The sequence below is a fragment of the Tractidigestivibacter sp. genome (assembly GCF_057241865.1).
Genome location: NZ_DBHHPX010000028.1, coordinates 15,457 through 33,089, shown reverse-complemented (window position 1 = coordinate 33,089; position 17,633 = coordinate 15,457). Strand labels below are relative to the sequence as shown.

Below are 17,633 nucleotides of genomic sequence, written 5' to 3'. Positions count from 1 at the left end.
CCACCACCTCACAACCCACTATGCCCCAGGCTGACCGCCGCCGCGGGGCTAATGTCCCCAAAACACCCGCCCGAACATCAAGACATTTCTCCTAGATTCACCGGGGGGGGGGGGTAGAGTGAGAGCAGCCATATCACAGGGGATATAGGTGCGCCCATGCGCCGCCCCCAAGGCGGCCGGGATCGGGAAAGGCAACGAAAATGAGGAAGAAGCTATGCTGCATCATGAGCGCGGTGCTCGCGCTCAGCCTTTGCATGCCCGGAGGGGCCGTCCAGGCGATGACTGACGCCGGCGCCGCTGCCGCAACGCAGCCCACTGCGACGGCGGAGATGCAGAGCACCGCGGGTTCCGAGCGGGCCGCCGACGGGCTTGAAGAAGCCCGGGATGCAGAGGAAGACGCGACGCCGGCTGACAATACCGCTGCGGAAGAGGGCACCCAGGGCATCTTGTCCTCAGACGAGGAAGCGTCCTCCGACGGATCGAAGGCAAACACGACCAGGGGCAGCCCGGCAGAGGAGGAAGCCGTTTCCGCCACCGACGCCAGTCCCGTCCTGCGCGCGCTAGCGGCCGCACGGAAGGTCTCGGCCACGGTCACAAAGCTCTCCATCCAGAACCTGAGCGGTCAGGACGCCAACAAGGTCTATTGGACCGACAAGTTCTACCTGGCGATGGACTGGGACGCCGGCACGAACGGAGTGGACCTGCACGAGGGTGACTACTTCGACATCACGCTGCCCGACGAGATGGTCTTCCCGTCCGACAGCGCGTCGGTGGACTTCAACATCTACGCCGACGACGGCACAACGGTGGTCGCCACGGCGCATGTGACGCCGGGGACGGACAACAAGGGCGGCACGGTGCGCGTCACCTTCACCGACTGGGTGGAGGGCAAGGAGAACGTGCACGGCAACATCCGCCTGGCCGCACAGTTCGACAGGACGCAGGTGAAAACGGGCGAGGACAACACCTTCCAGATCTCCGTCAGCGGCAGGGTCGTCCCGGTCACCGTGAACATCACCGGGCCCACGGAACTCAAACCTGAGATCATCGGCAAGTGGGGGCAGTCGGCGAGCGACAAGAACCAGGCCGAGTGGTACGTCCGCATCAACCACCAGAAGGCGACCCTTTCCAACGTCGTGGTGTCCGACCACCTTTCCGAGGGCGCGGACACCGAGACCTACGTAGCCGACAGCTTCGTGCTCACCCGCGTCGAGATGGACGCCTACGGCGACGTCAAGACCGTCTACGAGACCGTCGACCTGACCGGCAAGCTCTCAATCGCCCCGGACGGCAGGTCCTTCACGCTGAACCTTGGCGACGTGCACGGCGATCAGTACCGGCTTTACTACCGCACAACCTACACGCCCGGCACGACGCTGCGCAACAACATGGAGCTCACCTCCACCGAGCAGAGCAAGACCACGAGTGCGACCCACAAGTCCGCCGACTCGGGCGGTTCGGGCACGGGCGACCTCGCCAGCAAGATCAAGCTCATCAAGGTCGACTCCGAGGACAACGCCGTAGTCCTGGCCAACGCCGTGTTCGAGGTGACGAGGCCCGACGGCACCACCTTCGAGCTCACCACCGGCGCTGACGGCACCGTGACCTCGGGTGCCCTCACCTCCGGCACCTACAAGGTCAAGGAGAAGACGGCCCCCGCGGGTTACAAGCTCAACGATACCGAGTACACCCTCACCGTCAATTCGAGCGGTGGAACCTTGCAGACCGTCGAAGACAAGCCGGTCAAGATCTCGGTCAGCGTCACCAAGAAGTGGATCGGCCCCGAAGCCGGCCCCGTCACCGTGCACCTGCTCGCCGACGGGGTGGACACCGGCAAGACGCTGACGCTCAGCGCCGACGGCGGTTGGGTGGGCAGCTTCGACAACCTGCGCAAGTGCCAGGCCGGGACCGATACCGCAATCGTCTACAGCGTCTCCGAGGACCCGGTGGAAAACTACGGCTCCGGGATCAGCGGCGACGCCGCATCCGGCTTCACCATCACCAACACCAACAGCGAGAAGGTCTCCGTCTCCGGCGCCAAGACGTGGGACGACGACAACGACCGCGACGGCGTGAGGCCCGACTCCATCACCGTCCGCCTGCTGGCCGACGGCGCCGAGGTCGCCTCCACGACCGCCACCGCCGCCGGCGGCTGGGCCTACAGCTTCGACGGGCTGGCGAAGTACGACTCGAAGGACGGCCACGAGATCGCCTACACGGTGACCGAGGACGCCGTCCCGAACTACGCCACGGCCGTAGCCGGCACCGCCATCACGAACTCCTACACCCCCGGCAGGACCTCCGTCACCGTGACCAAGGCCTGGGACGACGCCAACGACCAGGACGGCATCCGTCCCGATTCCGTGAAGGTCCAGCTCTACGCCGACGGCGAGCCCTCTGGCGACCCGGTGGAGCTTTCCGCCGACAACCAGTGGACCCACACCTGGACCGGCCTGTTCCTGAAGGACGGCGGCAGGCAGGTCTCCTACACCGTCCGCGAGGTCGACGTGCCCGACGGATACACCGCCTCCGTATCCGGCGATGCCACGGCCGGCTTCACCGTGACCAACGTGCACGAGCCCGAGACAGTCTCGGTCCCCGTGGAGAAGAAGTGGGTCGGCGGCGAGGGCGGCGCGGTCACCATCCGCCTGCTCGCTGACGGCGTCGACACGGGCATGACGCTCTCGTTGGACAAGGCCGGCAACTGGACCGGCTCCTTCGATGGCCTCCCCAAGTTCAAGGGCGGCAAGGCAGTCACGTACACCGTTTCTGAGGACGCGGTCGAGGGCTACGCCTCCGAGATCTCGGGGGACGCGGCCTCCGGCTTCACCGTGACCAACACGAAGGACGACGCCCCCGAGAAGCCCGCCGGCAAGTCCGAACCGACGCCCAAGGGCTCTCTCCCGCAGACCGGCGACGAGGGCATGCTGCCCATTGCCCTGCTGGCCGCCGCATCCCTCGTGGCCTTCTTCGCGGCGGCCCTCGCCCGCCGTAGAGAGTCGACGGCACGTCAGGGAGCGGGCAATCACGCACTCCATCAGAAGCGATAGGAGCCTGGCTGCACCGTAAAGACAGGTAGAAGCAGGCCGGCCTGAAGCCCCAGCCGCCCCGGTCGGAAGCGAGGAGATCGCCCCGGCCGGGGCGGCCTGCTTATGCAGCCGGGAGAGGAGGCATCTGGGGCGTGTCGCCCGCCGCATCCAGCGAGAACCCGGCTGTACGGCCGGGCGGCGGCATCGTGACGGCCCTTGGCCGCCCACTCCCTGCGAGAGCGGGCCGAGCGAACCTGCTCCTCTCGATTCAGGCCGATGCATCTTGGAACAGGGAACCGGCCGCCAGCCGAGAGCATGCCGGACGTTCCGGCGGCTCCTAAAGCTCCCATCGCGGCCGCAGCGGCCCCAAGGAACGGGTGCGTGGTCATCGCTGCCGCCTTGCTCCTCACATGCTCTGTCGTTCCCCCTCCTTCGGCAGCATTGCCCCCTCTGTGCCCAATGTCATTAACTTAAGCGGATGGCATACGAGTCGGCATCGCTTAGCAAGGCTCCGTTCCTGTAGTGGGAACGGGGCCTTCTTCGTTTCAGTCAATTGGTCTGAAAGCCTCCTCACACAGTCCTCAAACGACCAGACTGCATGTCATTATGTAGCGGGGGCATGTTTCTGAAGGTTCGGCGGAAGAGGGGCAAGGCCGGCGAGGAGGTGCTCTGCGCATCCGTGGCCGAGGACAGGCGCCAGGGCAAGCAGGTCGTACAGCGCACCGTCGTGAGCATTGGGCGCGTCACCGAGGAGCAGGTGCCCTACCCGAGGGCCGCGCGGTCGTAGGAGAAGCCGAGGCTGGTTTGGGACGATTGACCAGGGGGTTGCGCCGTGGGTGCGTCCGACCGCATCGGGAGGGATCTCGAGCCCGTCAGAAGCGACGAGTTCGCGGCCGCCTGCCGCCGCAGGCCCGAGGAATTCACGAGGCGCCGCAAGGTGCCCCACGACGTGCTCGTCGAAAGCGTCGTCTGCCGCAGGGGGCGCACCCTTAGGATCGAGATGCGCGAGCTCGGGAGGGGGCTCGGCATGGGGAGCCCGATAAGCGTGCCCGGCTACCTCAGGCAGCGCGAGAAGCCCGACCCCGCCGCGCTGGAGATGCTGATGCGCCACCACGCCGCGCAAGCCTGCGCCGACGGGGACGCCCCGACGTTCCGTGGCATGCACGTGCTGGCGATCGACGGCTCGACGGCCAACGTCCCCACGAACGCCGCTGTCATCGCCGCCTACGGCGGCTCGTCGGCGAGGCACGGCAAGGTGCAGGCCTTCTGCGGGCTGTCCGCCGTCTACGACGTGATCGCCAGGCAGGTGGTCGGGATCGAGGTCACGGCTGACGGGTTTGACGAGCGCTCCCTCGTGCCCGGCCACGTCGAGGGCGCCCGCGAGGCGCTGCGCGGCGAGCCGTTCGTGGTCGTGATGGACCACAGGTACCCGTCCTTCCCGCTGCTGGCGCTGCTCTCCCACGGGCCCGTCGACGCCAGGTGCGTGCTCGTCGACATCGGCGGCGAGGCGCCCGAGAAGCTCGTCACTAACCTGCCCGCGTCGTTCACGCCCGAAGACCTGAGGGGGCTCTACCACCCATGCCGGGGCGTCGAGACCTGCTCCCAGATACCCAAGGACCGGCTGCAGCTGGAGAACCTGACCGGCACGAGGCCCGCCCTGATAGAGCAGGGCATCTACGCGACGGCGTACCTGCTCAACGTCGCGTTCGACATCGCGAACGAGGCCGACGCGGCCGCGCTCGCCTCGGGCGCGCCAGAGCGCCACAGGCACCGGATGACGGTGAACAGGAGCTTCGCGCTGGGCGTCGTGAAGGACGGGCTCCTCGGCATGCTGCTCGCCGGCGACGGCGAGCGCGACGGCATCCTGGCCGGGATCGTGGGAGAGCTCAAGGGGTGCCTTGTGCCCGTGTGCCGAGAGAGGTCGTACCCGCGTGCCGGGGGTGGAGCGCAACTACGCAAACAGGTACAGCAACACGCACAAGCGCGTTTTCTGAAGGGCCCTCGCGGAGGCGGCGGCCCCGGCGCCACCCTGATCCCGCCGCAGGGGCCCTCGCCTGCGGCGCCGACATGCAAACGGGGAACACGAGAGAACCCCGAAGCCGCATCTGGCTTCGGGGTCTCGCATTGGGGAAACCCCTATGCCTTCGCCATGACGGGGGATGCCACCAAGGGCTTCTCGCCTGGCGTTGGTAATGCTGCGGTTGCGGACGGTCTAACCTTCTCGCATGGCTTTGCTGGTCGGCCGGAGCCTCAGCCCGAACAGCCGGCACCCGCAGAGATGGCGATCCTCGGCGTCAAGATGCCGGTTATGGGGGACGCCACATGGGGTCTTCTCCAGGTGTGTGTTGCAGCCTGCGCCGGCGGGGTCTCGCTGCTGGTCCTTACAGCATGCAGGAAGAAGAAGGAGCGTGCGAGCCGTGCGGGCCGGTCTGCGTGACGCCCGAACCGGGGTCGCTGCCTCTACGTTGTCGCGTACTTCTCGTCTAGCAGCAGCGGGACAAACAGCTTGGTAAACAGCGCAAGCCAGATGAGCGATATGCAGAAGCCGGCAAGAACGTCCGAGGCGTAATGGACACCCAGGTAGATGCGGCTGATACCGATAAGGGCAATCACCAGCGCAAACCCGATCACGCAAAGCCAGCGCACAAAGCGGTCGCGCTCGTAGTGCCACACCATCCAGGCGAGAAGCCCGTAGAACGCCATCGCCACCATTGAGTGCCCAGAGGGGAAGCTGTAGCCCGTCTCGGCAATGAGACGGAACCCATCCGGCCTGGGGCGTTGGATAATCTGCTTGAGCAGGATGTTGAGTGCCGCGGCACACGCGAGGTTCACGGCTGTGCATACACCCGGACGCCTTCCAGGGGCAAACGCCTCCACGGTTAGCAGCATCACCAAGAGCACGACGGGCTGAGCCAGCTCGGAGATGGTCTCCATGATGGGCGTGAGCCACGGCTGGCGTAGCGTCTCAACAAAGAGCAGGTAGGCACCAGAGTCGAGCTTGGTGAGCTCGCCCTCGCCAACCTCCTCGAGAAGCCAGAGGAAGATGCAGACCGCAGCGGCGGCGAGAATGAGACGGAGGTTCTCTCGCACCAGCCTTCGAAAGGTGTGGCGCTTCTCCGCCAGGTGTTCGGGCATGCGGAATCCTCTCTCTGGGACCGACATCAAAAGGGGCAGACGCCAGAAAGGCATCTGCCCCGCGCAGCTCACAAGTCTAGAGCAAGTGGCGGCTGCCGGCCTGCCCGCACGAGAGTTTACAGGTAGGCCTCAAGCTCCTTCTTGAGCTCGGCCTTGGGCATGTTGCCCACCATCGTGTGGACGGGCTTGCCGGCCTTGAAAAGGATGAGCGTGGGGATGGAGACAATGCGGAACCTGGTAGCCAGGTCCGCCTCCTCGTCCACGTTGCACTTGTAGACGTCGAGCTTGTCGCTCAGCTCGCCAGAGACCTCTTCGACCACGGGGCCAAGGGCGCGGCAGGGGCCACACCAGGACGCCCAGAAGTCAACAAGGACGGGCTTTGCGGAGCTGGCTATGACGGAGTCGAACTTGTCGGTAGTGATAGCGGCTGTAGCCATGTCTGCCTCCCAGCGGATGCGGACGCATTCGCCCGCGGTTTCGTGTCGAGACGGCTTATACCCGATTTACACTGGGTATGACATGGGGTGCAAAATGCTATCTCTATCATCGCATGTGAGCGGTCGGTTGCCCTGGCGAGTGGCACTGGGGCTGCGGCGGTTGCAAACTAGGCGAGCGACAGGCGGTACTGCAAGGAGGCGCGATGGCAACAGAGCGGGACAGGCGTCGCGAGGCGTACGTGGGCAAGGTCCGTGCAGAGCTCTCTGGCCTGGCGACCCATGGCGTGCGCATGGGTGGCAATGCGTTCTCCGCGGTGGTTCTCGCCAAGGGCGAGCTCTCGCCTGAGGAGCGCGACGGGGCAGAGCTTCTTTCTGGCCCAGATGGCGTGGCGCTGAGAAAGTCGCTGGCAAAGCTTGGCTATGAGCCGGAGGATTGGTGCACGCTCTTCCTGCCGGCACCGGGGAGCGAGGGTGCCCTTGCGGCGTCTCTTGTGCGAGAGGCGCTCACGGCGCTCGACCCCGCGACGCTTGTGTGCTGCGATAGCGCTGCCGCCCAGGCCGTGCGTGATGCCTACGCCGACGACCTTGCCAACATGCATAGCTTCCAGGAGGCCATGCTCGAGCCGGGCTATGTGGTCTACGTGCGCGGAGTTCGCGTCCTTGCCTTGGGTGGCTTTGCCAATGCCCTTGGCAGCTCGCGCCAGAAACAGGTCATGTGGGCAAGGCTCAAGCAGATATCTCCTTTGGGAGAGCCTTTCTAGCATTCAGTTGACGTGCAGACGCGCTATCCTTGAACTGTATGTTGTCGACTACGACAAGGAGCACGCCATGCCAAACATTCCCGCACCCGTCGACGCAACCCAGACTGCTGCCTGGAAGGCACTTCAGGACCACCACGACAAGCTCGTTGCAGATGGCATTAGCCTTAAGGAGTGGTTCGAGGAGGACGCTGGCCGCGTGAGCAAGTTTTCCTATGACCTCAACGACCTGCACCTTGACCTCTCCAAGAACCTCGTGACCGAGGAGACCCTCAGGCTCTTGTGCGACTTGGCACGTGAGACGGGCGTCGAGGAGCGCCGCGCCGCCATGTTCGAGGGCGTCCACATCAACACCACCGAGGATCGCGCGGTGCTGCACTCCGCGCTGCGCCGTCCCGCTGCGGACGCAGGCAAGCTCGTGGTGGACGGCCAGGACTGTGTGGCAGACGTGCACGAGGTTCTCGACCGTATGTACGCTTTTGCCGAGCGCGTGCGCTCTGGCGAGTGGAAGGGCGTCACCGGCAAGGCCATCAAGAACGTGGTCTCCATTGGCATCGGCGGCTCTGACCTTGGCCCGGTCATGGTATACGAGGCCCTCAAGCCCTATGCAGACGCGGGCATTGGCGTGCGCTACGTCTCCAACATCGACCCCAACGACATGGCCGAGAAGGTCAAGGGACTTGACCCCGAGACCACGCTGGTGATTGTCGTCTCCAAGACGTTCACCACGCTCGAGACCATGACCAACGCGCGCGAGGCAAAGGCATGGCTGCTGGGCGAACTCAAGGCTGCGGGTGCCATCGATGGCTCCGAGGCCTCTGTTGCCGACGCGGTGAAGTGCCACTTCGTGGCCGTCTCCACCAACCTCAAGCTGGTCGAGGACTTTGGCATCGACCCGCAGAACGCCTTTGGCTTCTGGAGCTGGGTCGGCGGCCGCTACTCCGTCGATTCTGCGGTGGGCCTCTCGCTGATCATTGCCTTTGGCCCCAAGGTCTTCGACGAGTTCCTTGCGGGCTTCCACGACGTTGACCGCTACTTCTGCGAGACGCCGCTCGAGAAGAACGCTGTGGCGCTCATGGGCCTCATCAACGTGTGGTACTCGAACTTCTTTGGTGCCGAGAGCCACGCGGTCCTTCCCTACAACCAGTACCTACACCGTTTCCCGGCCTATCTGCAGCAGCTCACGATGGAGTCCAATGGCAAGTCCACGCGCTGGGATGGGACCGCAGCCACCTCCACGACGGGTGAGATTTTCTGGGGTGAGGCCGGCACCAACGGCCAGCACTCGTTCTACCAGCTCATTCACCAAGGAACGCACCTGATTCCGGCAGACTTCATCGCCTTTGTGAATACGCCGAACCCCGCCAAGGATGGCGAGCAGGACGTGCACGAGCTGTTCCTCTCCAATTTCCTCGCGCAGACCAAGGCGCTCGCCTTTGGCAAGACCGCCGACGAGGTCCGTGCCGAAGGCACGGCCGAGTGGATGGTGCCCGCACGCTGCTTCTCGGGTAACCGCCCGACAACGTCCATCTTTGGCATTAGGCTCGACGCGCATGCGCTCGGCGAGCTCATTGCGCTCTACGAGCACATCGTCTTTGTCGAGGGTACGGTCTGGGGGCTCGATTCCTTTGACCAGTGGGGCGTTGAGCTGGGCAAGCAGCTTGCCAAGCAGATCACCCCCGCGTTCCATGACGACGCGGCCCTCTCGCAGCAGGATGCATCGACGCAGGCGCTCATCGCGTTCTATCGTGCGCACAGGGAATAGGTTGCGGGTCAGAGCGTGATTGCGTCTCGTTGGCGTGGCATCCGCCTGCATCGGCCAGGCGGACGCTTTTTTCGACTGCGCTGACGTTGGCGGACAGCTTTACGCCGTCGCCTAGCAGTTCCCCACATGGACGTGGGGAAGGCACTCTCGCGCAACGTCGGCAAGGCGCATCACGCACGAGATGGGCGTGGGGCGGGCGTCGGCCATGTGCCAGCGTGGGAAGAAGCGCGTGACGTGCAGCACGATGTCCCTGTCTATCTTGGCAAGCCATGCCGCCTCCTGGCGCATGGCGGCTTCGGAGTCGTTCAGGCCGGGCACGATAAGCGTCGTCACCTCAAGGTGGCAGGAGGGGCTGGTTCCCAGCGTCTCTATCGTCGCCCGAACGTCATCAAGGCAGCCGCCCAGCCCCTGATACCCCTCGGCCGAGAAGCACTTGAGGTCTATGTTTGCGGCATCAAGCAACGGTGCGAGAGCACCCACTACGTGGGTGGATGCACACCCGTTGGAGACAAGCACGTTGGTAAGTCCCTTCTCGTGGGCAAGCTCTGAGCAGTCTCGCACGTACTCCCAGCCAACCAGGGGCTCGTTGTATGTGTGAGCGATGCCAATGACCGTCGGGTCACGCCTCGCGCAGTCCTGCGCCAGGTCCACCAGCTCATGTGGTGAGACTTCGCGCCAGGGAACGCCGCCTGCGCCCCCCTGCGATATCTCGAAGTTCTGGCAGAACGGGCAACGCATGTTGCAGCCATAGCTCCCCACGGAAAGGACGCGGCATCCAGGGTGCCACTCTGCCAATGGCTTCTTCTCAACGGGGTCAACTGCGATGGAGGTGAGCCGGCCGTAGTTACCTGCTGCCACGCGCCCGTCCCTGCAGGTGCGCGCGCGGCAGAACCCCACGCCTCCCTCGGGGATCGCACAGTGGTGCCAGCAGACATCGCAGATGATGGGGCCGGATGTGCTGTTGGAACTCACGTATGCCTCACGACCTCGAATCGCTGGAGCTGGTACGTGTCGCGGCAAAGGTCGATGCCGCCCTTGCGTGCGGCAATGCTTACCTGCTCAGAGACGGTATCTATCCCGTCAAGGTTCGGTAGGAGCAGTCCGCGCCTGCCGTCTGTGCAGCTCACGATGACGCCATAGCGCTTGGGGTCGAGCTGGTCCATGGACTCCACAGGCTCGGGCGCGCCCAGAACGTCCACGTCGTAGACGAGCCTGCCCAGCTCGCTTGCGGATATGGGCGGGAAGCGCGGGTCGTGCTCTCCGGCGGAGATTGCATTCGCGCAGATCTCCTCCGCAAGGTTGTCCTGGACCGGCGCAATTGTGCCAATGCATCCGCGCAGCTCGCCGTCCTTCTTGAGCGAGACAAACGCGCCGGCTCGGGTTGAGAGAAGCTCCGTGGGAAGGCCGGGCCTCTCGCTTGGCGTGACGTGGCGCCGTTCGCGCACGTAGGTCTCAAGCGAGAAGCGTGCAAGCGAGACGTACGCGTCCTCTTCCGACTTGCGACGTGCGAGGTCTGCCTCGCAAAATGCCTCGTATTGCTCGAGAAGCGCACGGCTCTCGTCCATGCCCTCCTCGCCCACAGGCGTGAACGCGGCAACACCATAACCCACGCCAAAGGGACCCTCATAGGAGAGAAGCTCTGGCTTGATGGCCGTGCGGTCAAGGGCACCGGCCATGATCTGGAAGCTGCGCAGGCCACACTCGGCTGCACGCTCGGCAAAGCCGCGATCCATCGTGAGGAGGGAGAGCAGGTCCCCCGTTGAGAAGGCATGCGTGACCTTCTCGTCGAATTGCGGGCCCTCGGGCGCAAAGCCGTACGGGCCGCTCTCGAGCAGCTTGTGCGAGAGGTCACCAGACGCCACATAGACCACGCGGCGCCCAAGGTCTTTGGCGACACGCTGCACCAGCATGCCCATGCGGTAATGATCTGCGGGCGAGAGACCCGATATCCCCATGCGCACAACCTCGAAGTCCTTGATGTGGCGCCGGATGAAGTGGAGAGGAATCATGGTTCCGTGGTCAAGAGACGGGTCGCGTTCCCCCTTGCAGCCTGCGGAGAGGGACTCCCGCCTGCACGCACGGGCAAGCGCATGCACGAACTCCTGGTCATACGTCGCCTCGTAGCGGGCTTGCGGCGCGCCAAACTGCCTAAAGCTACCCGAGGCACCGCGTCCCGGCGAGATGTGGATGTAGTCCGCATACATCACCGAATGTGGACTCGAGATAACAACCGTGTCTGGGGCAAGCTCCGCAACGCGGCGCCCCATCTCGTCATACGCAGCGACGGTGGCGGCGATCTCCTCTCGTCCAGAACCCACGCCTGGAATGATGAGTGGCGGATGCGGAACGGCAAAAGCTGCAACAATGCTCATGACAGAGACCCCCTTTGGCCCGCTACCAGAGTCCATACCCATTGGAGGGCGCATCGTACGCCCGCTTTCGGCGTATGGGCGAGAGCTGTTGGCAGCAGACGTGGGGCCGGAGAGCCTAGTGCTTGCCCTTCTTGGGCTCGTGGTCGAGGAGGAAGCGAATGAGCGCCTGGTAGCGGCCCTCGCTCATGGGTGCGCGCGGAATGTACACGTAGCGCTTGCTGCCAAAGTTGACGACCGTGGCCTCGTTGCTCGAGCGGGAGTGCTTGAGCTTTGAGAGGGGATACTCCGCCACGCGGTCGTCCGGGCCCTCATCGACAACCTTGTCCTCGGTCACCACGATGTGGTGGCGGTTGTTCTCGCCAACCAGGCCCAGCGTGCTCTTGCGCGCAAGGAAGGTGGCAAAGCGGCTCCAGTTGGTGGTGATAGATGACGTGACAACGGCAATGACCAGCAGGGATATGGTGAGCGCGATGTTGTCGACCATGCTCACGAGCGCAAAGATGAGCAGGGCAAGCGAGAGGATCGCGACGCCGTTGAAGAGGTCCTTCATGCGGTCGGGACCGTAGAGGTTGGCCGCGCGGGCCAGCTCGTACTCGTTCATGTCATATGAGAGCGAGAAGAGGGGCTTGCCGTACCGCTTGTCGAGCTTGGACTGACGGGCGGCTTCCTCGGTCGCCTTGCGTGCCTTTGCGTTGGGCCTCTTTGCCATGGGTCCTCCTTGTTGCCATCGCATACGTGCAGCATGGTAGCGCATCGGGGCGCATGCGTGGCACAGCGGCGTGTCGTCGGGCACGTGCGGGCCGCCTTGCCATGCGAGGTTGTGGACAAATTGTCTGCCACGTGTGCTTGGCCGATGGATTAAACCGTTCACGCCGCGGGCACGGTTGGGGGCGCCGTCTTGGGGCATGATATACCGCGAGCAGAGGCGCGCGGCGTGACTGGCATGGGCCTTGCGCTGCGACCTGCGTGAGCTTCAAACAGCTTGGCAGCTGCCAAAAGTGGGGGCCTTCGGATCTGATCAGTCCGTGGGCCTCCGTCTATTGTCTGAGCTGGTAAGGCCCTGTGTCGGCTGGCTTCCGCCGTTCTAGGCCCTTCTTCCTCTCATCGCCGAATGTGTTGCGGACCGTCACACAATCGTGCACGAATGTGTGACGAGCGCAGGACGTCACAGAAACGTCGGCGAATGTGTAGCGCGCTGCAACACATTCGTCGACTGAATCGCTCCCCGTTGTCGCTACTTCGTCGAAATCGAATGGAATTCGTAGTTGTGGACGTGCCGCGAGATGGAATACTCAAACGGACGCCCGTCATCCAGGTAGCCGGTCTGCTCCACTTCGAGCAAGGGCTCTCCCTCGGGGACGTTGAGGCGCTTTCTCTCCTCGGCTGTGGGCATTACCGCCCTGATGATGCGGTGAGCACTGGCAATCTTGAGGCCTAGGTCGTTCTCGATGAACGAGTAGATGGAGGTCTGCACGTTTTTGAGCTTGAGGTCCTGAATCACGTCGATGGGCATGTAGGTGTACTCGATGACGTGCTGCTTGCCATTGGCGCAGCGCACGCGGCATACGTGGTAGGCAAAGGAATCGTCGTCCACATCAAGAGCCACGGCAACATGGTGTGGCGGTCGCACAACGGAGAAGTCGTAGACCACGGTCTCGACCTTCTCGCCGCGTGCCTCGTGCTCTTTGAGAAAGCCCGTCATCTGGCCGGAGACGTCATTGGCGCCTGGGGTGGCGCTTGAGGTCTCGACCTTCTTCACGAACGAGCCTGATCCGCGCCTGCGGGAGATGAGCCCCTCCGTCTCAAGCTCACCCAGGGCCTTGTTGATGGTGATCTTGCTCACTTCGTACTGCTCGCACAGCTTGTTTACGGACGGCAGCTGGGAGTACGCGGGATACGTCCCGTTCTTGATAGCAAGACGCAGGTCATCAATGACGATTTGATACTTGAGCACGGCGGCGCACCTCTTTTCTCACATGAGTAACTGTAATGCGGCAAGGGTCCTCGCCGGCGCGAGGACCCCACTCACCGCTAAATATCTACCGCTTAAAGCAAAGCGATATTTCTGATTTATAGAACATTCTAAAAGATATAATCTGACATGTAAGATTAGGAATAGCACATGTATAAAGATGTGATTACCGGGCGCACGCCCGGAGAGAAGGGAGGGGGCAAGCGTTGGCACAAGAGAGCTGCAGGCTGCCGGATGACTTCTTCTTTGGCGCGGCCATGTCCGGCCCGCAGACGGAGGGCCGCTGGCGTGACGGTGGAAAGCTTGAGAACCTGTGGGACACGTGGTCCAATCTCAACATCACGGACTTCCACAACCGCGTGGGCTCCTACGCGGGCAACGACTTCTCCAGTCGTCGTCACGAGGACCTGGAGTTCCTCAAGTCCCTGGGCCTTACCTCCATGCGCACCTCTATCCAGTGGAGCCGCCTGCTTGATGCCGATGGCAACGTGAACCCGGAGGGCGCAAAGTACTACCACGAGCTCTTCGCGGATGCCCGCGAGGTTGGCCTCGAGGTCTTCGTGAACCTCTACCACTTTGACATGCCCACCCATCTGTTCCGTCGCGGTGGATGGGAGAGTCGCGAGGTGGTTGAGGCCTACGCGCACTACGCGACTCTGGCGTTTCGCACCTTCGGCAAGGAGATTCGCCACTGGTTCACGTTCAACGAGCCGATCGTTGAGCCGGAGCAGCGCTATACGAATGGCGAGTGGTATCCGTTCATCAGGAACTACGCGCGAGCCCGTGCGGTGCAGTACAACATCTCGCTTGCCCACGCGCTGGCCGTTCGCGAGTACCGCGCGGCAAAGGAGGAGGGATGCCTCCTCGACGACTCGCGCATTGGTCTCATCAACTGCTTCACGCCGCCCTACACGCGCGAGAACCCAAGCGCAGCGGACCTCGAGGCAGTGCGCATGACCGACGGCGTGTGCAACCGCTGGTGGCTCGACCTCGTGACCAAGGGGGAGCTTCCGCAAGACGTCATCTCCACGCTGGCGTCGCGCGGCATCGAGCTGCCCCGCCGCCCGGAGGATGACCTCATCCTCTCCGATGGCAAGGTCGACTGGCTGGGCTGCAACTACTATCATCCCGAGCGCGTGCAGGCGCCGGCGGCCGACGTGGACGAGAACGGCATCCCCCAATTTGCGCAGCCCTACGTCTGGCCCGAGGCCGAGATGAACAAGAGTCGCGGCTGGGAGATCTATCCCCAGGGGCTCTACGACTTTGCCATGAAGACCCGCGACGAGTACCCAGACCTCGAGTGGTTCGTCTCGGAGAACGGCATGGGCATTGAGCGCGAGGACCTCAGGAAGGATGAGAGCGGCGTCATCCAGGACGACTACCGCGTGGACTTCGTCCGCCGCCACCTCGAGTGGATTGCCCGTGCCATCCAGGATGGCGCCAAATGTCGCGGATACCACTACTGGGCCGTGATCGACAACTGGTCGTGGGCCAACGCCTTCAAGAACCGCTATGGCTTCGTTGAGGTGGATCTTGAGGATGGGTACAACAGGCGGCCGAAGAAGTCTGCCGCCTGGCTCAAGAAGGTAGCTACGACCCACGTGGTCGACTAGCTTTGCTTGGCTGAGACACCAAACGGAAAGGGGAGAGTAATGGCAGAAGATACCGTCCAGGACGATGGGAAGAAGTCGTTCCTCGACAGCTTTGCGGAGTTCTCTGCAAAGGTGGGCAACCAGGTTCACCTCAGGAGCCTGCGCGACGCCTTTGCGACCGTCATGCCAATCTACATCCTGGCGGGCATCGCGGTGCTCATCAACAACGTCGTGTTCCCGCTGTTCCTTGCCGGCGACGCGCTCGCGGCCGCCCAGTACTGGGGAAACGCCATCACCCAGGGTACGCTCAACGTGGCAACGGTGGTGCTTGCGGGCATCGTGGGCTACTGCCTCGCCAAGAACAAGCGCTTCGAGAACGCCATCGCATGCGTGGTCATCGGCATCGCCGCCCTGTGCATCATGATGCCGCAAACCGTCAACAGCGCAGCGGCTTCCATCTCTGACTTCACCGAGCTCACGTACAAGAGCACGACCGATGCGAGCGCCGACGCCTATGCCGTGAGCCGCGACGAGGTCGAGAGCGGCCTCGCGATTCCCGAGGGCTACGAGCTCTCCTCGGTGAGCTCCAGCTCTGTCTCCAACGTGTTCTCCAAGACCTACACCGGCGCGAACGGCCTCTTTGGCGCCATCATCATCGGCCTCGTGGCTACCACGGTGTTCATCAAGCTCTCCCAGAACGAGAGGCTCCGTGTGAATCTGGGCGAGGGCATCCCACCCGCGGTGTCCGACTCGTTCAACACCATGTTCCCCATGCTCATCACGCTCTCGATCTTTGGCCTTGTCGCCGCCCTGCTCCATGGCATCTGGTCGACCGACCTCATGTCACTGATCAATACCTGCATCGCCGCGCCTCTCAAGGGCTTTGTGAACGCAGGCCCGTGGTTCATCATCCTGGTCTACACGTTGGCCAACCTGCTCTTCTGCCTGGGCATTCACCAATCCACGATCTCTGGCGTGCTGGCTGAGCCCATCCTCACCATCCTCATCACCGAGAACATGGCCATGTTCGCCGCCGGCGAGGCCATCCCAGCCGACCACTACATGAACATGCAGATCATCAACACCTTTGCCCTCATCGGCGGCTCCGGCTGCACGCTGATGCTCCTTGCTGACACCTTCCTGTTCTCCAAGAACAAGGCCTCGAAGGACATCGCAAAGCTCGCCCTGCTCCCTGGCATCTTCAACATCAACGAGCCCGTCATCTACGGCTACCCCGTCGTGTACAACCTGCCCCTGATGATTCCGTTCGTGCTCGTCCCCGACCTGTTCATCGGCCTGACCTACGCGCTCACCTGTGCCGGCATCCTTGCGCCCTGCGTGGTCATGGTCCCTTGGACCACCCCGGTCTTCATCTCCGGCTTCCTGGCTGTGGGCGGTGGCTCCGCCGGTGTGGTCGCCGTCATCTGGCAGGTCATCGAGTTTGCGCTCGGCATGGCCATCTACCTGCCGTTCATGAAGGTTTCTGAGCGCGTTCAGGCTAAGCAGGCTGCCGAGGCCGAGGCCATTGAGGCAGCATAAGAGCACATAGTTCTGCGGCGGCCGGGGTGTCAGCCCGGTCGCCCGTTGCACCAAGAGAGGGAAAGGGAAACGCCCAACCGGTCATACGGGAGGGCACGTACGAGGGAGATTTGCCATGAAGACCATTCTGCTCGCCTGCAATGCCGGCATGTCCACCAGTCTGCTCGTTCAGAAGATGCAGAAGGAGGCCCAGGCCCAGGGGCTAGACGTCCAGATCAAGGCCAACCCGCTGAACAAGGCGCTCGAGCTTGTCGATGAGGCGGACGTCTTGCTCCTTGGCCCCCAGATTGCCTATGCCAAGAAGGAGGCCGTCGAGGCCGCCGGCGACAAGCCCGTCGCCGTCATCGCGATGACCGACTACGGCCGCATGAACGCCAAGAAGATCCTTGGCGACGCCATGAAGCTGATGGGCGAGTAGGGACAGCGTCCAGCACTGCAACGACCGTTGCGCATCTCGCGCAGAAAGGCACGAAATGGCTACCGAAGAAGAGAGGCTTGAGGTCACGCAAGAGGCGGCATTCCAGATCATCGCCATGGTGGGCTCAGCAAAGTCCCAGTACATCGAGGCTATCCAGAAGGCCAAGGAGGGCGACATCGAGGGTGCCAAGGCGCTCATCGAGAGCGGCAACAAGGACTTTAACGAGGGGCATTGCGCGCACCTGGCCCTCCTTCAGCAGTCCGCCATCGACAACAAGAACGTGACCTTCTCGCTCATTCTTGTGCATGCTGAGGACCAGCTCATGCAGGCCGAGTCGTTCCGCATCATCGCGGAGGACTTCATCGACGTGTACGAGAGGCTCGCCGAGAAGAAATAACCCGGGAGACTTTTGGCCATTTGCCCCTCCCTCTTTGCACCCGCCGGTTCCCTCCTGGCGGGTGCTTTTGCGTGCGGAGGCAGGTGGGGTGCCGGGCCTTCTCGGCATGCCCGTATCTCTCGACGTTGCAACGCCTTTCTCGCCTCTCTTGGCCATGTCCTTGTTTGTCGCGTTTTGGTGGCGCAGCGGCAGCGCTGACGCTTCTTTGGTAGAGTGTTC

15 protein-coding genes are annotated in these 17,633 nt (G+C 63.4%); 9 read left to right on the top strand and 6 right to left on the bottom strand.

Annotated features, from left to right (window positions below; translation table 11 throughout):
• Window positions 1-200 precede the first annotated feature (200 nt).
• From ACO59D_RS09475 to ACO59D_RS09465, 3 genes are all read left to right on the top strand, one after another.
• Complete coding sequence (locus tag ACO59D_RS09475) at window positions 201-3,050, top strand: Cna B-type domain-containing protein (protein WP_485126762.1); 2,850 nt, start codon at window positions 201-203, stop codon at window positions 3,048-3,050.
• A 598-nt stretch (window positions 3,051-3,648) separates the two neighbouring features.
• The gene (locus ACO59D_RS09470) at window positions 3,649-3,816 is read left to right on the top strand and encodes a hypothetical protein (protein ID WP_485126761.1); all 168 of its coding nucleotides are present in this window, start codon (window positions 3,649-3,651) and stop codon (window positions 3,814-3,816) included.
• Between the two features lie 45 nt (window positions 3,817-3,861).
• A complete protein-coding gene (locus tag ACO59D_RS09465; RefSeq protein ID WP_485126760.1) occupies window positions 3,862-5,466 on the top strand; it encodes a transposase in 1,605 nt (534 codons plus the stop codon).
• Between the two features lie 23 nt (window positions 5,467-5,489).
• Here ACO59D_RS09465 and ACO59D_RS09460 read toward each other — a convergent pair whose 3' ends face one another.
• Window positions 5,490-6,164 (bottom strand): phosphatase PAP2 family protein, encoded by a 675-nt coding sequence (locus ACO59D_RS09460; RefSeq protein WP_485126759.1) that lies wholly within the window; start codon window positions 6,162-6,164, stop codon window positions 5,490-5,492.
• Window positions 6,165-6,280: 116 nt separating this feature from the next.
• Window positions 6,281-6,601, bottom strand: coding sequence for a thioredoxin (gene trxA / locus ACO59D_RS09455; protein WP_130811330.1), 321 nt, complete (start codon window positions 6,599-6,601; stop codon window positions 6,281-6,283).
• A gap of 203 nt (window positions 6,602-6,804) precedes the next feature.
• Here trxA and ACO59D_RS09450 point away from each other — a divergent pair, with 203 nt between their 5' ends.
• Window positions 6,805-7,362 carry a hypothetical protein gene (locus ACO59D_RS09450; protein ID WP_485126758.1) on the top strand — a complete coding sequence of 186 codons (558 nt, stop codon included), beginning with the start codon at window positions 6,805-6,807 and terminating at the stop codon, window positions 7,360-7,362.
• Window positions 7,363-7,429: 67 nt separating this feature from the next.
• Window positions 7,430-9,124, top strand: coding sequence for a glucose-6-phosphate isomerase (gene pgi, locus ACO59D_RS09445; RefSeq protein ID WP_485126757.1), 1,695 nt, complete (start codon window positions 7,430-7,432; stop codon window positions 9,122-9,124).
• 111 nt (window positions 9,125-9,235) lie between these two features.
• On the opposite strand, the gene amrS is transcribed toward pgi, so the two are convergent.
• From amrS to ACO59D_RS09425, 4 genes are all read right to left on the bottom strand, one after another.
• Window positions 9,236-10,096: an AmmeMemoRadiSam system radical SAM enzyme gene (gene amrS, locus ACO59D_RS09440; RefSeq protein WP_485126756.1), complete on the bottom strand. Its 861-nt coding sequence runs from the start codon at window positions 10,094-10,096 to the stop codon at window positions 9,236-9,238.
• Window positions 10,093-11,496 carry an AmmeMemoRadiSam system protein A gene (gene amrA, locus ACO59D_RS09435; RefSeq protein WP_485126755.1) on the bottom strand — a complete coding sequence of 468 codons (1,404 nt, stop codon included), beginning with the start codon at window positions 11,494-11,496 and terminating at the stop codon, window positions 10,093-10,095. The genes amrS and amrA overlap by 4 nt, the downstream gene beginning before the upstream one ends.
• Window positions 11,497-11,611: 115 nt before the next feature.
• On the bottom strand, window positions 11,612-12,205 hold the full coding sequence (locus ACO59D_RS09430; protein ID WP_485126754.1) for a hypothetical protein: 594 nt from the start codon (window positions 12,203-12,205) through the stop codon (window positions 11,612-11,614).
• A gap of 525 nt (window positions 12,206-12,730) precedes the next feature.
• On the bottom strand, window positions 12,731-13,450 hold the full coding sequence (locus tag ACO59D_RS09425; RefSeq protein ID WP_485126753.1) for a GntR family transcriptional regulator: 720 nt from the start codon (window positions 13,448-13,450) through the stop codon (window positions 12,731-12,733).
• A gap of 224 nt (window positions 13,451-13,674) precedes the next feature.
• Between ACO59D_RS09425 and ACO59D_RS09420 the strand changes: the two genes are divergently transcribed.
• From ACO59D_RS09420 to ACO59D_RS09405, 4 genes are all read left to right on the top strand, one after another.
• The gene (locus tag ACO59D_RS09420) at window positions 13,675-15,081 is read left to right on the top strand and encodes a glycoside hydrolase family 1 protein (RefSeq protein WP_485126752.1); all 1,407 of its coding nucleotides are present in this window, start codon (window positions 13,675-13,677) and stop codon (window positions 15,079-15,081) included.
• Window positions 15,082-15,120: 39 nt separating this feature from the next.
• A complete protein-coding gene (locus ACO59D_RS09415) occupies window positions 15,121-16,599 on the top strand; it encodes a PTS sugar transporter subunit IIC (RefSeq protein ID WP_485126751.1) in 1,479 nt (492 codons plus the stop codon).
• A gap of 115 nt (window positions 16,600-16,714) precedes the next feature.
• Window positions 16,715-17,017, top strand: coding sequence for a PTS sugar transporter subunit IIB (locus ACO59D_RS09410; RefSeq protein ID WP_130811323.1), 303 nt, complete (start codon window positions 16,715-16,717; stop codon window positions 17,015-17,017).
• A 55-nt stretch (window positions 17,018-17,072) separates the two neighbouring features.
• Entirely contained in the window at window positions 17,073-17,414 is a 342-nt protein-coding gene (locus tag ACO59D_RS09405) for a PTS sugar transporter subunit IIA (RefSeq protein ID WP_485126750.1), read from the top strand.
• The last annotated feature ends 219 nt before the right edge of the window (window positions 17,415-17,633 follow it).

What these genes read in the sequence shown, in the direction of transcription:
- ACO59D_RS09405 (WP_485126750.1), top strand. Translation starts at nt 17,073, where the DNA reads ATGGCTACCGAAGAAGAGAGGCTTGAGGTCACGCAAGAGGCGGCATTC.
- pgi (WP_485126757.1), top strand. Translation starts at nt 7,430, where the DNA reads ATGCCAAACATTCCCGCACCCGTCGACGCAACCCAGACTGCTGCCTGG.
- ACO59D_RS09450 (WP_485126758.1), top strand. Translation starts at nt 6,805, where the DNA reads ATGGCAACAGAGCGGGACAGGCGTCGCGAGGCGTACGTGGGCAAGGTC.
- ACO59D_RS09415 (WP_485126751.1), top strand. Translation starts at nt 15,121, where the DNA reads ATGGCAGAAGATACCGTCCAGGACGATGGGAAGAAGTCGTTCCTCGAC.
- amrA (WP_485126755.1), bottom strand. Translation starts at nt 11,496, where the DNA reads ATGAGCATTGTTGCAGCTTTTGCCGTTCCGCATCCGCCACTCATCATT.
- ACO59D_RS09470 (WP_485126761.1), top strand. Translation starts at nt 3,649, where the DNA reads ATGTTTCTGAAGGTTCGGCGGAAGAGGGGCAAGGCCGGCGAGGAGGTG.
- trxA (WP_130811330.1), bottom strand. Translation starts at nt 6,601, where the DNA reads ATGGCTACAGCCGCTATCACTACCGACAAGTTCGACTCCGTCATAGCC.
- ACO59D_RS09475 (WP_485126762.1), top strand. Translation starts at nt 201, where the DNA reads ATGAGGAAGAAGCTATGCTGCATCATGAGCGCGGTGCTCGCGCTCAGC.
- ACO59D_RS09430 (WP_485126754.1), bottom strand. Translation starts at nt 12,205, where the DNA reads ATGGCAAAGAGGCCCAACGCAAAGGCACGCAAGGCGACCGAGGAAGCC.
- ACO59D_RS09460 (WP_485126759.1), bottom strand. Translation starts at nt 6,164, where the DNA reads ATGCCCGAACACCTGGCGGAGAAGCGCCACACCTTTCGAAGGCTGGTG.
- ACO59D_RS09410 (WP_130811323.1), top strand. Translation starts at nt 16,715, where the DNA reads ATGAAGACCATTCTGCTCGCCTGCAATGCCGGCATGTCCACCAGTCTG.